The 16,061-nt window shown below is 46.0% G+C and carries 10 protein-coding genes; 6 read left to right on the forward strand and 4 right to left on the reverse strand.

Features of this window, described 5'->3' with window-relative positions:
- Positions 1–94 precede the first annotated feature (94 nt).
- Positions 95–3,592: a hypothetical protein gene (locus ABD031_RS00225; protein WP_343847765.1), complete on the reverse strand. Its 3,498-nt coding sequence runs from the start codon at positions 3,590–3,592 to the stop codon at positions 95–97.
- A 571-nt stretch (positions 3,593–4,163) separates the two neighbouring features.
- A complete protein-coding gene (locus ABD031_RS00230; RefSeq protein ID WP_343847766.1) occupies positions 4,164–6,104 on the reverse strand; it encodes an LTA synthase family protein in 1,941 nt (646 codons plus the stop codon).
- A gap of 148 nt (positions 6,105–6,252) precedes the next feature.
- On the opposite strand from ABD031_RS00230, the gene ABD031_RS00235 reads away from it, so the two are divergent.
- The 5 genes from ABD031_RS00235 to ABD031_RS00255 all read left to right on the forward strand — a co-directional run bounded on the left by ABD031_RS00235 (position 6,253) and on the right by ABD031_RS00255 (position 9,963).
- A complete protein-coding gene (locus ABD031_RS00235; RefSeq protein WP_343847767.1) occupies positions 6,253–6,795 on the forward strand; it encodes a class I SAM-dependent methyltransferase in 543 nt (180 codons plus the stop codon).
- A gap of 10 nt (positions 6,796–6,805) precedes the next feature.
- Positions 6,806–7,042, forward strand: a complete 237-nt coding sequence (locus tag ABD031_RS00240; RefSeq protein ID WP_343847768.1) for a hypothetical protein — start codon at positions 6,806–6,808, stop codon at positions 7,040–7,042.
- A gap of 31 nt (positions 7,043–7,073) precedes the next feature.
- Positions 7,074–7,661, forward strand: coding sequence for a peptide-methionine (S)-S-oxide reductase MsrA (gene msrA, locus ABD031_RS00245; RefSeq protein WP_343847769.1), 588 nt, complete (start codon positions 7,074–7,076; stop codon positions 7,659–7,661).
- A gap of 224 nt (positions 7,662–7,885) precedes the next feature.
- The gene (locus tag ABD031_RS00250) at positions 7,886–8,026 is read left to right on the forward strand and encodes a hypothetical protein (RefSeq protein ID WP_343847770.1); all 141 of its coding nucleotides are present in this window, start codon (positions 7,886–7,888) and stop codon (positions 8,024–8,026) included.
- A 269-nt stretch (positions 8,027–8,295) separates the two neighbouring features.
- Positions 8,296–9,963, forward strand: a complete 1,668-nt coding sequence (locus tag ABD031_RS00255) for a DUF6909 family protein (protein ID WP_343847771.1) — start codon at positions 8,296–8,298, stop codon at positions 9,961–9,963.
- Positions 9,964–10,034: 71 nt separating this feature from the next.
- On the opposite strand, the gene ABD031_RS00260 is transcribed toward ABD031_RS00255, so the two are convergent.
- Both ABD031_RS00260 and ABD031_RS00265 read right to left on the reverse strand, forming a co-directional pair.
- Positions 10,035–11,837 carry an OprO/OprP family phosphate-selective porin gene (locus ABD031_RS00260; protein ID WP_343847772.1) on the reverse strand — a complete coding sequence of 601 codons (1,803 nt, stop codon included), beginning with the start codon at positions 11,835–11,837 and terminating at the stop codon, positions 10,035–10,037.
- A 195-nt stretch (positions 11,838–12,032) separates the two neighbouring features.
- Complete coding sequence (locus tag ABD031_RS00265; protein WP_343847773.1) at positions 12,033–12,326, reverse strand: phosphoribosylpyrophosphate synthetase; 294 nt, start codon at positions 12,324–12,326, stop codon at positions 12,033–12,035.
- A 368-nt stretch (positions 12,327–12,694) separates the two neighbouring features.
- Here ABD031_RS00265 and ABD031_RS00270 point away from each other — a divergent pair, with 368 nt between their 5' ends.
- The gene (locus ABD031_RS00270) at positions 12,695–16,045 is read left to right on the forward strand and encodes a transglutaminase family protein (RefSeq protein WP_343847774.1); all 3,351 of its coding nucleotides are present in this window, start codon (positions 12,695–12,697) and stop codon (positions 16,043–16,045) included.
- The last annotated feature ends 16 nt before the right edge of the window (positions 16,046–16,061 follow it).

Genomic DNA, 16,061 nt, shown 5'->3' on the forward strand with positions numbered 1-16,061 from the left:
TCTCAATAGTTGGTGATGATTGCCGCTGTTAAGGTACTTTCAGCTTCAATCTTCTTGCTTTTTATGTTTTTATAGGCTACTGATCCTTTTTGACTTATAGACTCTTAGGTGCGAAGAATTTCCTGAATTCGCCAACCAAAAAGGCGATGAAACCTGATATTCCAGTGACCACAGCTTGGATTTCGGTGAAAAACGATCGTTCGAAATATCCGATCAAAGCTATCGCAACGATCAGAAACGAGATGATTGCCCATTGGATGTTACCGGAATTGCTGAACTTTTTTCGGAAGGTTTTTATTTCAGCCAGTTGATCTCTGGAGATGTTGGACAAGATGAAATAGCGAAATGTCTTGCTGAACAATTGCAGATTGCCACCCAATTCATGTTTGGTGATTATCCCTTTTTGGAAAAGTTCGACAACCTCATCGTGATTTTTGTAACTGAAAAAACCTTCTTTGGCGTAAGAATAGCAGACGTTTTTCTCCTCCAGACTAAGCTCTACCCAAATATTGTAGAAATAGGCCTTCCCATACCGCTGGATTAATAGACGGGCATTTGGATCTTCTTGGTTTTTATTCAGCATACCCTGTTTGAAAAAATACTGCTCGACCTCGACTTCGTCAAATCTGTCACCAGTGGGGAGAGGAACCGAAATATTGTTGGGCCTAAGGGGTACGAATTCAAAATAAAATCCGCTCATTAATTCCGAGAATCTCATCTTTGCCGATTCGTTGGGCATTTTTGAAAAGAGCGTTTTCCAATTACTACCCGAACTAATAATCAGGTGTATGGAACTTGTGAGCTGCAGAAGGGCCGGGATTTTTTCCAAGAAAGCGTTTATGGCATCCGGAGTGGTGAGATCTAGCGTGTGGACGTCCTCTATCAGCAAGGCTTTTCTACGTTTCAGTTGGCCTTCGGTAGGCAGGATTAAACCTGAATTGGCGCAATCGACGATTTCAAGTTGATCTTTTTCCAGTTGGAATTCGGAATATACCCAATGTCGGTTTACGAGACTGTCACAGCCACATAGAAAAAGCCGGAGGCCGCCGCTTGAACTTAATTCTGATTGAATGATACTTCCCAAAGAATTTGTTTCCCGGATATTGAAATCCATCCAGAAAAGCTGCCTGGTCAAAAGGCGGGTGACTCTCCATAACGCTATAATTCCCAGGACTGAAAAAATACCGACAAGCGATAGTGCGGCAAAAGGAAGCTCAACCAGCTCTTTTTTAATTCCCACGTTCACATTTCGTAATGCGTTGTTCATTACTTCAGTTCTCGGGTAAATATAAGTTTCAAACTGATGATCGGGTGAATCTACTGTCCCTTCAAACAAGTTAGATCGGTTTCTTTGAAACGAGGTGATTTCATGTTCTTCAGTACTTTCAATAGTGGTTTCCAACGTGTTCTCCCAAATTTTTTCCTCCAGTCTAAAGACCGCATTGCTAATAAAATAGCCTGGGAGAAAGCCCAAACACAAAAACCAAATCAGAATAAAAAGCTGAAAGTGATGAGATTTTCGCTTAGAAGTTGACTTTGCTCTGTAGCGCAAAAAATAAAGCGCAATTGAAATTGCCAATAACATAGCTAGCCCATTGAAAAGCAGAATTTGTGCGAGGCTAGCGGTTTTTAAAAGCATTAGTGCTATCCAAACTATCAACATAACCGTCAGAGCTATCAATACGCCGTCAAAATTCCGTGATTTATGTTCCCGGAAAAGAAGCCACCAGAATGAGTGTTTTGTCCAATTGTATTTTTTCTTTAAGAAAAGAGATGGGAGGTATAAACAGAAGGAGACAATGATCAGATACAAGGCGACTAGGATCAAACTCACCATGGAACTTAGCCCAGCCTTTAAATGATACACGTTGGGATCTACCAGATAGATAAACCAAAAGGTTTTTTCTTGGTTTTCTAGTTTCACAGGGCTTATCAAGGCCCTATATTGGTGGCCGTTTATTCTAAGGGGCAAATCCCAAGTCTCCTCGTTGTTTTTACTATTACCATAATTGACCAAAGTTTCAAAAACTTCCCAGTCGTCGGTTTTCAAAACCGATTGAAGCTGTGTAAACGGGATCTCAAACTTGTTGCTAGCATGGATTACTTCCCCATCTTCTTTGACTAAAAGATAGCTTCGATTAGAATCCAAAGGCAGGTGATTCAAGGTAAAAGACATTGCCCTTACTCGTTTGTCTCCGGAATCCCATACACTCATTATATTCCGAGGTATCCCGTCTAGCTGCGAGAATATCCTTTCTACAAAAAAATCGGAAAGATTGTTAACGTTTTCGAAATGCTTGAAATAGTTTCGGTGGCGTACCGAGATATAGGAATAGTCGCGGTCGTTTTCGCTGCAGGAGAGACAAGCTCCTATTCTATAGTGGCTCAATGTTCCTCTTCTATCATCCGGTATTCTTGTATCGCTAGCATCAGTTATGAAACTAACGAATGTATAAGCTGTAAAAATCTCGTTTACCGAATGCGGGACTTGGTATCTGTTATGCGTGTGATTGAATTGATCGCTCCTTAGGTATAAAAGCATTGAATCCAAGTCGTTTTTTAATTCCGTTCTTATTTTTAGTTCGTAACTGCGCTCCCTATCTACAGGACTACCCAAATGAATAAAGTACGCACAGCTCCAGCCACCAATAATCATAAGAATGAGGAATGAAAAACCAATCTTGGTCATCCTACTTTGGGTCAGGACATCCCCCTTGTCCATACTGACAAAAGATAAAACTGGAGTCAGAATGAGGAGGAGAACCAATGCTAAGCCCAAAATGGTCAGCATCGTGAAGTCGATCTTGTAGGCGGCTTTCTCTAAGTCCTCCCGATCCTTAAGTCCCAATACCCAAATTTTCTGGTTGTCTTCTACTAAGGGAGTCAGATAAACTAGATAGGGGGTTGAATTGAGGTGGATTTCAGACTTTTCACCGTCAGAAAATCGCACACTGGTAGAATCTAAGCCTCCTTTGAAATTGAACCCTTTCAAGTTTTCCGGATAGAGAACCTCGCCGCTTTCGTCTGTGAGGACCAGCTTGTCAAAAAATGTATTGTGGCCTACAAATTCTCTCACGATGGATTCGTAAGAGACGCTAGAAGCAAGGTTTACGTTCTTGATTTCAGAAATATTGCCGCTAGTCTTTATTCCGAGGCTATCAAGCGCCTTTTTGTAGTATTTTTTCTCAATTAAATCACTGCAAATATCAATAAAGGAAAATCCACTCAGGGTAATTGATTCCGAAAAAACAATCGTGGGGACAGTGTCAGTTTCACAATGAAACTTGAATTTGTTTTTGCTCTTGACAGTGTTGGATACATTGTCGCTTTTGATCGCGTTGGAAAGGCGCGACCATTTGTCGCTTCCGTCGTTGCCGATGTCCAACACCGCGCGATACCTTATGAAACTTCTGATTTCCCAGCGCAAATCACTTATGGACTTTTTTAGGGCATCCCGCATCATCAGTAAATTTCGAGAAGCCTGAAGATCAAGTTCTTCCCGGTTTCTTTTGGATTGAGCAAAGAGGTAAGCGGCCATAGATCCTAACAGCAACATTCCGATAATCCATATGACCAATCCTTTCCGATCCATGGTTTAGCGGGTTAGTTGGTGGTGGCCTTTGACAGAATCCTTGCTTGCCCACATTTTCAAGTTGAAAAACAGCGTTCTGCTAGTCCAAACTAAAATCTGGACTTTTTGCGTATGCCCAAGCATTTCCGCGGTGATGGCTCCCGCTGGACCAGCTTCAGCTAAACACAACCTAAAATGAAATTCCACTTGCCATTTCATTTTCGAAACAAAAAATAAATGAAGTAAAAAATATATAAGGACTATATAATGTAATATATAGATAAATAAATGCATATGAAATAAATATGCTAAAAAGAATTCGCCTTGTGTTGAAAAATTAAATGCCTCCTAAAAAATATTTAGTTTGTTAAAAAAGTAAGATTACAGCAGAAGACAAGCATGGCCTCAAAGCTTGGACAACTTGGCCTTATATATCGTTATTATTAGTTCCTCAAGGATTTTGTATTCCTATACCTATTCTGTTTTTGGAAATGAGTTGTGGTATTGAATTCCCATTTTGAACTCACAGAATCAATGGGAGTGGGTTAATACGGATTTGAAAAAGTGTCGCTAATCGAACAAAGAATAAGGCTTACTGACTACTTTTTACCGGTAGCAGTTTGCCGGTCTGAACCATGTAGCTGTTTTTGTTTTTGAATTCCTCAAACTCCCCATTCAGCTGATTTAAAACATTCCCATCGTCGATCGGATCGATATTCAGGCCGTCAGAGATCAGGAAAACCTGTCCATCAGAGAGGAAGTATTCTCCGTGAATGTATTCCATCAATTGGTTCTTGTTTCTCATCAGCGGCATGGCGATCAGAGATTGGAAATTTCGGGCGGTGTCCAACACTTGTCCCTGCCAGATAACTTCCTCTGGAAGGGTAAGCAATTTTTGGTTTTCAAGCAGCGCAAGGAGAGAAGGCGTGATTTCATAATGGCTGGTCACTCCCTTGAAATAATCTCCGCGCTTGAGCATTGGGGAATAGATCATCAAGGGAACATGAAAACGATCCAGTCTCGATGCCATGGGGATCTCGGGAAGCCGGTGATCTCCTGTGATGACGAAGATGGTATTGGCAAACTCCGGCCGCTTCCTATATTCCTCGAAAAACAATTTGACAGCGTCATCTGCGTACAATACTGTCATGTAGATGTCTTCGTAGGCAAGGTGCTCCTGTATTTGATCTGACCCTAGTTGAAGGTACTTCCTTAGGTGATCCATCAACTTTTGTTGATAGGCTTCTCTTTCCGGCACTAGATAGGGATCATGGGAGGTCAGTGTCTGGAATATCCTCACCTGTGGAGCATTTCTTGGTACCGGCAGTGTTTCAATCCCGTAGGTCATTAGATCCTTGTCCGTGTATCCCCAAGAGAATCCGCTGTTGGTAGGAGCTTTTATAAAATGTGCGGGGAAGCTGGACTCATCGATGATCTGATCCATTCCCTGGTAGTTGAGGAAACCCGCTTCATTGTCAAAATTAGAATCGGTTCCGATAAAAAACCGGGTCTCATAGCCGTTTTCTCTCAAGACACTCAGTAGTGAATTGTGATAGGGATATTCCTGATTCAATTCAAGAAACCCCTTTTCACCGAAAGGAAGTCCTCCGAAAACTGCCGGAAGCAAGCCGAAAGTCCTACCGGTAGACGACAGCGCGTTGGTCCAGACCAGACTGTGCTGCTCCAGAGAGTCTAAGAAGGGAGTGAAGCTTCCCAGATAAGCGTCCTTTCCAGAATAGGCTTTGCCGAAGCTCTCCATCAATAGAAAGACGATGTCAGGCGCCTGAGTTAAACTGTCGAAAAAAGGGCTCAATACATCCGGGTAGTCATTTTTATGCAGAAAGGGATATTCATCATTGGTATATTCCTTTTGGACCTGTAGGTCTTCGTTGGTGCCTCGGAGATAAAAATCAAAGTAAAATTCTCCTCCATACATCACGTGCTCAAACGCTTGCTCTGCCAAAAAGCGGGACTTGTTTAGCTGTATATTATTTCTCGTTTCATTCACCTCTGAATCCCTCTTAGATGGCCAAAAGGTAACCACCAGGAGCGCTGCGAAATGAACCGATGTCATGATCAGGAGAGTTTTCAATCGAAAGTTGAAAAATCGAGTTCCTAGAAACAGCAGTCCGAAAATGAAAAGCACCAGGATCGACATTAGACCTATAGTTATTGAATTGAGCTGGCCTGAAGCTGAAATTGTACGGAACAAGTCAGCGGAACTGTAGGCAAAAAGATCCTTTCCCAGCGGAACCAGTGTTTTCATAAAATAAAAAACCAGCCCCAGGTGGAGTAGGATAAAAACGGTTAATGTCACCTGGAGCAGGATCCTGGCGATTTTGGAGGAAAAAAGACTAAGAATGAAATGGAGTATAAATAGCAGTCCCAAAAAATAAAGTACCCATCCCAAATCACGAAACAAACTAAATCCAAACACTTCCCAAGGGGAAAAATCCAGTACGTGAGTACGAAAGACCAAGATGATTTCAAAAATTCGGGAAAGGATCATCAACCCCATAAAAACCAAGGACATGCCCCAAAAATTTCTAAAGATTGTCTGTAGACGAAGGGGTAAAGTCGAACGGATTTCAGCCTTTAGGGCCATAGTATGCTGGTAAGTTTTTGACGCGTGATCGAAAATTAAGTCAAAATCGGGTATCTTCCACGGTCATTTTCACTTTATGAGTAAATCGAATTTGTTATTGGAGCTCTACTCCAATTTGAGTACAACCGGAGCACTTACCTTTAGCTCTAAGGCGCTGGTGAATAAAATGCTCACCTACACCGACATAGAGCACGCAAAGCTGATCGTCGAACTGGGCGGGGGAGATGGAAGCATTTCGCAAGGCATTATCGAGCGACTGTCTCCTGAGGGGGAGTTGCTCATCTTCGAGATCAACCAGTCTTTTTGTCACTCGATGAGAAAACAGTTTCCTCAAGCCAATATTAAGATCATCTGTGATTCTGCGGAAAACATCGACAAATATCTCGGCGGCAGAAAAGCCGATTACATCGTCTCGTCTCTCCCTTTTATCATTTTACCTAAATTAGTCACCGATAAGATACTCATCAAGAGTAGAGATGCGCTTGCGCCCAAAGGAAAAATGGTCATTATGACTTATTCTTATCATCTTAAGAAGCTTTTCAAAAAATTCTTTTCCCACATGGAGGTTAAGTTTACTTTTAGGAATTTGCCGCCGGCCTTTGTGATGATCTGCCACTAAATCCCCTGCCATGGAGGTTCTTCGCACCGCGATTCTTGACTTTTGCAGGAGGAGACACGGGCGGGCAGTTCGTCCAAGCGACGTCTTAAAGCAAATGTTTCCCCAGGATTGGGAGCTTTTCACCGAGGACATTCGAGTCGTAATGAAGGAGATGCATCAGGAAAACTTGATCGACCTCATTCCGAACGAAAATCAGAAAGAAACTGTGGATCAGCGCTTGATTATCTTATTTGCTAAACCAAAATAGCCTGGCACTTGTTAGCCCAAAAAATCTCGCTATGAACAACGAAAAGAATCTTCCCCAAACGCCAGTGGAAATCCCCGAGGGATTGGAATTGATCAGCCTGGGAGCAGGATGCTTCTGGTGTACTGAGGCGGTCTTTCAGCGACTGGAAGGAGTAGAGAAAGTGGTCTCTGGTTACGCTGGAGGTATCGTTGAATCTCCCAGCTACAAACAGATTTGTACGGGGACCACGGGACATGCAGAAGTGATCCATGTGTATTTTGATCCGAAGAAAGTAAGCTTGGAAAGTCTGTTGGAGGTTTTCTGGGCGACTCACGATCCGACTACGCTCAACCGACAGGGTGGGGATTCCGGTCCTCAGTACCGTTCGGCGATATTTTACTTCAATGAAAAGCAAAAAGAAACAGCCGAGCAAATGAAAGCGGAACTGGATCGGTCCGGGGTGTTTGATTCCCCGATCGTCACTGAAATTACTGCGTTCAGCAATTTTTACCCAGCGGAGGACTACCATCAGGAATACTTTAACCTGAATGGTTCGCAGCCCTATTGCCAGTTTGTGGTCAAGCCAAAGGTGGACAAGTTGAAGAAGTATTTTTCTTACCGAGTCAAGAAAGCTCATTGAGCAGGGTGATTGAAATACATGTATATCCGCAATCTTGCATACATCAAATACGTTTTCCCAGTCGGGTCGGAAAACCGATGGTAGAAGAGCGAAAGATCGGTAAAGCGGGAGTGTACCCTTGATTTGGACGGCACGTGTAGCTACTGGCGTAAAAGAGGATAGTCATTTAATAGTATAAGATTCTGTACTAGGGGGGGTGATAGATTACCGAAAGCTCTTTTGCCATGAGCAATTGCCTCCTCCCTTACGCAGCTACTACAAATTCCAATGCCTTGCCTTCGGATTCTTGCCGTCTTTTCCAAGCCAACACTGTCTTAGGCTATTATTCTGAAACTGACGAGCTTGTCGCACGTGAGCGAGTATGAGCTGGAGGTCCGGGGATAGATCGTCCGTAGGATTCGTATTTCAAAGAATCCACCAAAAGAACCAGCTCGAAGTGGGTGCGGCTGTAAATCTGACCGAGGACTTCCCGATACGCTATGCTTTTGGTATTCAGCTGACGCAGCAGTTGATAACAAAGAATTAATCGACGGTGCTTACTCCATCAAAGGCTTTTATGCATTTTTGAGGGGAGGGATTCTGCCTTTTTTGTCCAAAAAGACCTATTTTTGCTGAATTTAACCTTTTCCAATCTATGAAACGAACCAGAGCACACGAGTCCAGAGGAGCCATCGAGCGATTGTATATCACCATGCGCCATCTTTTTAACAGGGGCAACTACAAGCCGATGGGGATCTCGGGTGATGGCCTGGTCAACGCGCTGATGACGCTCAGTCCAGAGATCTACGGCTCGGTGACGGATCCGGAGAAACTCGAACTGGATGGCTTGCTCTATGTGATGGAGCGCCTGCCACAGGGTATAGAGGAGTGCCGCTTCGTGAGACTGGTGAGCCGGGAGGGCTTTGAAACTTCGCATCTCAAACCCTTGATCCCTTCCAAGCGGAAGCGCAACTGCTATCGGCTGGACGATCAGATCATGTACGTGGAGATGACCCGGGGCCGATCCGACATCTACGATATCCTGACCCACCTGACCTTTCTCTATATAGAGTCCCAAAAGATCTATAAAAACAGTACCGATCCCAAGGGGAGAATCTCCTCCAACTGGACGATGCTGGAGGAGTTTGTAAAAAAGGAAGCGGCGGGAGAGGAGTTTGACAAGGAGACGGCAAGTGCGTATCTGAGCCACATCATTGGGCGGACCTTTGAGGAGACGGTAGATGCGGTAGGGAAATTCTCCAGAAGCTCCAACTCCAACAGTCTGGTCTCTGTGGTCTATCACTTGGGCAAGTTGGCGCTGGACGAGGCAAACCATGGCTTGGATCGGGAAATCAGCTTTTCTGCTACCCTCCGAGAGCGGGTAGGGCATCACGTCTATGGGGAGCTTTGGGCGGATCGCATCAAGGACACGCTGATGAATCTGGATTTGATCAAGCGTCCCATCCATATCATCTCTGCCAACCTACATTCGGTCGTCAATACGATCTATGGCCATCAGGCGCTGGGCTTGAATTCTTTCGAAGCGATCGAATCGGTGGCGATGGACATTTCGGTCAAGGGGAAAGGCAATCCTGGAAAAGCAATTCGTGAATATGCCTTTCAGCATGGATTCACGGACCTGCCTGATGAGTCCGGGACAAATATCGGTGCGCAGATCATAGACACGGCTTGGTTGGAAAAGAATACACTGATCCCGGGAATCGAGCTGCCGGAGGAGAAAGAAAAACGACCTGTCTTTGTGGTGATGGACTATGCCTTCGGAGAGCAGGCTTATGAGTGTTTTGACGAATTGCTGAAGGCATACACCCGGAATGGAAAAAAACACAATCTCAACGTGATATCTACCTCGATCATGGGTAAGGCCGGTATTCTCCATGGAGGCAAGGGCGATCTGATGGTTCCGAATTCGCATGTTTTCGAAGGCACTGCTGACAATTATCCTTTTCGCAACGAGCTGAAAAAGTCCGACTTCGAAGGCTATGGTTTGGGGGTCTATGACGGGTCGATGATCACTGTATTGGGTACATCCCTTCAAAACCGGGACATCCTGACCTACTTCATGGAGTCCTCCTGGAAAGCCATCGGTTTGGAAATGGAAGGAGCCCACTACCAGAAAGCCATCCAATCCGCCTCCAAGATCAGGGGGAGCATCCGATCCAATGTGAAAGTACTCTATGCCTACTACGCCTCAGATAATCCACTGGAGACCGGCAGCACACTGGCATCCGGAGCCTTGGGGATGGATGGAGTACGGCCTACCTACCTCATCACCTACAAGATACTGGAAGCCTTATTCAAGTAAAAAGGTGGTTCGACGGTAGAGAAATTCACTTCGTTTCCATGTCTTTTCAAAACGGTGCTTTGGGGAAGAAATCAATCCAGGATCAACATCAGGCGGACGTTCATTCCTGAGCTTTTTCCTACAATTTCATCTCGGTCCAGCGTGACAAATCGGTAGTTGGCCCCAACCTGCACCCTGGGAGACGGCCACCAGGTCAGTCCCGCGGAGGTAGTGCGCATCTGACCACCCTGAACTTCTGTCTCATTGAGATCGATGAGTGAGTAGCGAACGGCCAGTTCCAAGGCACCCGTGCCACCCTGTCCTACAGGCTTGGACACCGGTAGGGGATCGAATATCCCACTTCGCTTACGGTAGGGACGCATCTCACCGGTTACAGCCCATGTACCTCCGACATTGAATCCGTACATGGTTGGATCGCCGAGGTCTGGCGCATTGATCCGGTTCGTGATGTATTCACCCCCGACAAGTACGGGACCTTTGCGCCAGTAGAGCTCAAAGTCCTTGGTGAAAAAATTGTCGACGTTCATTTGCGGTGTTTGGACAAAGATCGGGGAGAGGTAAAACTCCGACTCGGTCTTGGCCACCACAGGCTGCTTGGCATCTGAGTACCGCAATCCAAGTCCGATGTGCAACAGGTTGCTTTGATCATCGGTCAAAAAAGGAATTGCCGTCACTCGCCCAGTCAATTGTATTGGGGTGTCCCGGAAGGAAGTGTCGCTGTCGACAAAATTCTTAAATAGACCTGCCGCCCAGGTACCTCGGCCCTTGAGATAGCTGCCGTTGAGCACCGTACCCCAGTTTCGCGCCGGGAGAAAAGCATCCTCAGCGGCCTGTCGCTCTTGCATAGGCAGAAACACGAGCGTGGTGAGGCGGCTCATTGAAATGGGTTCTTTTTGCTTCCCCACACTCAGGGTGACTCCAGATGGTAGGGGAATATCCAGACGCAAGTCGTACAGTGTCATCTTGTTGCCGTCGTCGGTATAGTCGCGGTCAAAGGTGTTGTTGGTGACAAAAACGGTATAGACCCATGGACGCTTGAAGTTCAGCGTACCAATGAGCCCAAATCTGATCGCCCGAATCTCTCCCAGCGAGCTGTTTTCCAATTCGCCGACCTGTGTTCTGCTGTTTTCATTCTGAGATAACCAGTTCATGCGATCCAAGGCGATGATACCGTTGAAAAGCCCCGAGATGTACTTGGTTTCAAACCGATTCCATTTTCGCGAAGAATAGTAGTTGAAGGGCACTGCCATAGGAGGGGGATTGTAGGAAGTCCAAGCAAATCTCCTGCTCTGTTCTCTTTCCTTGGTTTCTTCTTCTTCCGCTACCGCCTCTTCTTCTGTCTCCAGTTTGACCTGTGAAAGGATGTTGGTGACGATCAACCCTTCTTCCATTGCGAAGATTACATAGTCCTTGGTGTTGAGGAAGATGTCAAAGTTTTCCCGTGGGTTTTCCTTCAGCACCACAAAACTCGGTGCCTCGCCGATAGCTACTCTGCCCATGAGAAACCCTCCTTTGCCATCATACACCTTGGCTCCCGGAGCGGATTTGATGTCATCGCGGGTGACCAGTTCCAGCTTTTTATCAAGGATGATCAAGCTCACCCGCAGGTTCACCGTGTCTTCCAGGCTCAGCAATTGCACATTTCGGACAAGGACGCTATCAACTGCCTCGGATGTTTTTTTGAGTTGGGGGGTGGTTTGGGCAAGTAGATCGAAGTTGGCAAGCAGCAAGAGGATGAAAGCCAGAAGACGATAAAAACGGAGGGGTTTTGGTGGGGGAATTGCCCCAAGGATTTGTGATTTTTCCGGAATGCTGTTTTGGGACTGCTTAGGAAAGAAACCAAAACCGTTCTTGTGGGTGACAAGTTGAAACAAGTGGGTGTTTGTTTAGGTTTTTGGCAAGGTTCGAATTTATCCAAAAAACCGAAAATCAAGGTACGAGGACCCTGCTTTGGCTGTGGGGGATCTTATTTGAAAAAAAATCGGTGATTGTCTGCACTCTTGCTTCGCAACCCAGTAGCCTTCGACGAAGGATATTTTAAACTTCCAAAAGCTAGATACCGCCAGGGGCTATTTCAACTTGTCGGCAAGCTCCCCGGTCAGCTGGTCTGCATAAACTCCATAGGAATTGACCAAAACACCTTTTATATCTCCTGAATTAGAGGAAATCGCGTAGAGAATCGCTTCGTCCGAAGGGTTGGTATTCCCTTCGAATCTGAAGACTTTGTCCACCTCAAACTGCGACGGCAGGAGGCAGGCGTTGTCACAGATCAAGCTATCAAACCGAATATTGAAATCTTCAGTGTAACCTTCTTTTCGAAGACCTTCAAGAATTTCGACGAGTGTGGGTTCATAGTTGGGCATGGCGCTGATATTTTGATTTTAAGGGATTAGCAAACTCCTTTCCTCTGGGAAATCAGTCCGTATAGTCGTGCATAGATTCGGGAGAATTGGACTATTGACCACAACGTGCTTTAGATAAGGTGTTTTCCCGTGGGTCTTGCACCAAATGCCGGACTTTAATCCACGGAGGCAAGTAAAGACGGGGTCTTGGTTTCCAAATTCGTTTTCTCTCACCGAGATTTATTTTTACCTTAATATAGTTTGAAATTTCTATTTTCGATTAAATTACTTGCCTTAGAATCGCCCAAATAGCCCAAGTTGGATTGTGAAATCGCATTCCGGAGTATGTAGACTTGACCTTTTTCTTTCTTCGAAAACCTGCCAAACCTATGTCTATCAAAGTTGCTGTAAGGCACTACACCAAGTACGAGTATGATCGTCACATTAGTCTTAGTCCACAGGTTGTTCGGCTGCGTCCCGCGCCTCATTCCCGTACACACGTCAAGGGCTATTCTCTGAATATCAAACCGGAAAACCACTTCATCAACTGGCAGCAAGATCCTTTTGGCAACTACTTGGCTAGGATTGTTTTTCCGGAAAAAGTAAAGTTTTTTGAGATTGATGTAGAAGTGATCGCCGATATGGTCGTGATCAATCCTTTTGATTTTTTTGTGGAAGAATACGCCGATAAGTTTCCGTTTGCCTACGACGAAAGTGTGCAAAAGCAACTGGGACCCTACCTGGAAATCACCGAATCCGGACCGAAATTGATGGCTTTGGTTGCCAAAGCAAAGGCATGCATCACAAAAGATATCATCACTGTAGACTACCTGGTGGCCATCAATCAGCTGATTCATAGTGAGCTGAAATACAACCTGCGCATGGAGCCGGGTGTGCAATCCAGCGAGGAATCACTCACACTGGGTTCGGGCTCCTGCCGCGATTTTGCCTGGCTGATGGTGCAGGTGCTGCGCCACGTGGGGCTGGCTTCGAGGTTTGCCTCAGGCTATTTGGTGCAGTTGAAGTCTGACGAAAAGTCTCTCGATGGACCGTCAGGCCCTGAGGAGGATTTTACAGATCTACACGCTTGGACAGAAGTCTATGTGCCGGGAGCTGGCTGGATAGGCTTGGATTCGACTTCCGGTTTGTTTGCCGGGGAAGGCCATATTCCTTTAGCGTGTACTCCGAGTCCGCAGGATGCCGCGCCGATTTCAGGTATGTCTGAGCCTACGGAGACTGAGTTTTTCTTCAAAAATGAAGTAACCCGTATCGAAGAAACTCCCCGGGTGACCAAGCCTTATTCTGATGAACAATGGGAGAAAATCCTGGCGGTGGGAGACCGTGTAGATGAAGATCTGGAAGCGAATGACGTGCGATTGACCATGGGAGGCGAGCCTACTTTTGTGTCGATTGACAATCAAGATTCACCGGAATGGAACACAGACGCAGACGGCGAGCACAAGCGAAGCCTTTCCAACACGCTTTTTCACAAACTCAAAGGGGAGTTTGGTAACGGTGCACTGATGCAATACGGACAGGGGAAATGGTATCCTGGCGAACCACTTCCTAGGTGGAAGTTGGCTTGCTTCTGGAGAAAGGACGGCGTGCCCATGTGGAATAATGATGCCTTGATGGCTGATTTGTCCAAAGACTATAAACTGACCCATCGTCGATCAAAGAGTTTTGTGACTCGGCTGGTCAAAGAACTGAACGTCGATCCGATCAATATTGCTCCACTCTACGAGGATCCTTTTTATTTCATTTGGCAGGAAAGCAAAGTTCCAATCAACGTCAATCCGACAAAACTCAATCTCAAGTCTTCGCTGGAGCGGCAGAAACTTGCGACAATTCTCAAAAAAGGCCTCGGAAAACCTGTTGGGTATGCACTACCCCTAGAATGGGAGTACGACCAAAACAGGTGGCAAAGCTGCCGATGGAAATTCCGCGCCAAGGAATTATATCTCGTGCCGGGGAATTCTCCTGCAGGTTTGCGATTGCCGCTGGACTCGATCGAATATACCCCTCCAAAAGACGAACCGATCAAGCCAGAGACTGATTTGTTTGCAGAGGTTGCTGCACTTCCTTCTGGAAAAAGAGGAAAGCGGGAAAAGTTGAAGCCGATTAATTCGAAGCGGATTTTCAAGACTACGCTCGTTGTGGAGATCAGAGAGGGAAAACTGTTTGTCTTTTTGCCGCCGGTGTCCTTTATTGAGCACTACTTGGATCTTGTAGGCGCAGTAGAAAGTGCCGCACAGAAGCTTAAAGTTCCTATTTTGATCGAGGGCTACGACCCACCTTCAGACAAGCGGATCGAAAAGATGATGATCACGCCCGACCCTGGAGTGATCGAGGTGAACGTGCAGCCGGCAAAAACCTGGAAAGAGATCACACATAATTATGGCGTTCTCTACGACAAAGCCCGGGAGTCTAGGCTCACCAGTGAAAAATTCAACGTCGACGGCAAACACACCGGTACAGGCGGGGGCAATCACATTACGCTTGGGGGATCTTCTCCCGAAAACAGCCCGTTGCTTAGGAGACCCGATGTGCTGAGGAGTTTTATTACCTATTGGCAGCATCACCCGGCCTTGTCTTATTTGTTTTCGACTCAATTTATAGGACCGACAAGTCAGGCACCGCGGGTTGACGAGGGAAGAGACGATATGCTCTATGAACTGGAACTGGCATTTCAGCAGATTCCGAGCGGCAACGAAAACGAAATTCCTTTCTGGATGGTAGACCGGATTTTCAGAAACCTGCTGGTCGACATCACCGGAAATACCCACCGGGCGGAGTTTTGCATCGACAAGCTCTACTCGCCGGATTCCAGCAGCGGACGCCTGGGTATTTTGGAGTTTCGAGGCTTTGATATGCCGCCGCATTACCGTATGAGTATGGTGCAGCTGCTGCTGATTCGGGCCTTGATGAGTTGGTTTTGGAAGAAACCGTATACACATAAACTTGTCCGATGGGGAACCTCGCTGCACGACAAATTCCTGCTGCCGCACTACTGCGAAAAGGACATGCTAGAAGTGGTAAACGATCTGAAAGGCGCAGGATATGATTTTGATTTGTCCTGGTTTGATCCATACTTCTCTTTTCGTTTTCCTTTCATTGGAGAATTGCAAGCGGATGACATTCATATCGATATGAAGATGGCAATTGAGCCATGGCATGTGTTGGGAGAGGAGATTTCCAGTTCCGGAACTGCGCGGTACGTAGATTCGTCATTGGAAAGATTGCAGGTGAAGATCACCGGATTGACGGACTCACGGTATCACTTGCTGTGCAATGGGTATAGAATACCGCTGAAGAATACCGGTGTGCAGGGAGAGTATGTGGCGGGAATTCGCTATCGCGCGTGGCAACCCTTTTCTGCCCTGCATCCAACCATCGGGATTGATACGCCTTTGGTGATTGACCTGTATGATACCTGGACTAGAAAGTCGATAGCGGCCTGTCAATACCACGTCGTTCACCCCGGAGGCAGGAGCTATGATAACTTCCCAATCAATGCAAATGAAGCAGAAGCGCGAAGGATATCCAGGTTTTTCGACTTTGGACACACCATCACTCCGGCAAGTACTCCAAATCCAACAGTACAAACTGCTCCCGACGAGAAACAATCGGGGCGATATATCGTCAAAACAGAAGCACAAACTAACTACGAAGCTACGGCTGAGATCATAAACCCAGAATTCCCCTTTACGATGGATCTCCGTCGGTATAAAAAACGATGAAAGAATATAATTTCAA

It is taken from the genome of Algoriphagus jejuensis (assembly GCF_039523455.1).
In the GTDB taxonomy this organism is placed as follows: Bacteria; Bacteroidota; Bacteroidia; order Cytophagales; family Cyclobacteriaceae; genus Algoriphagus; species Algoriphagus jejuensis.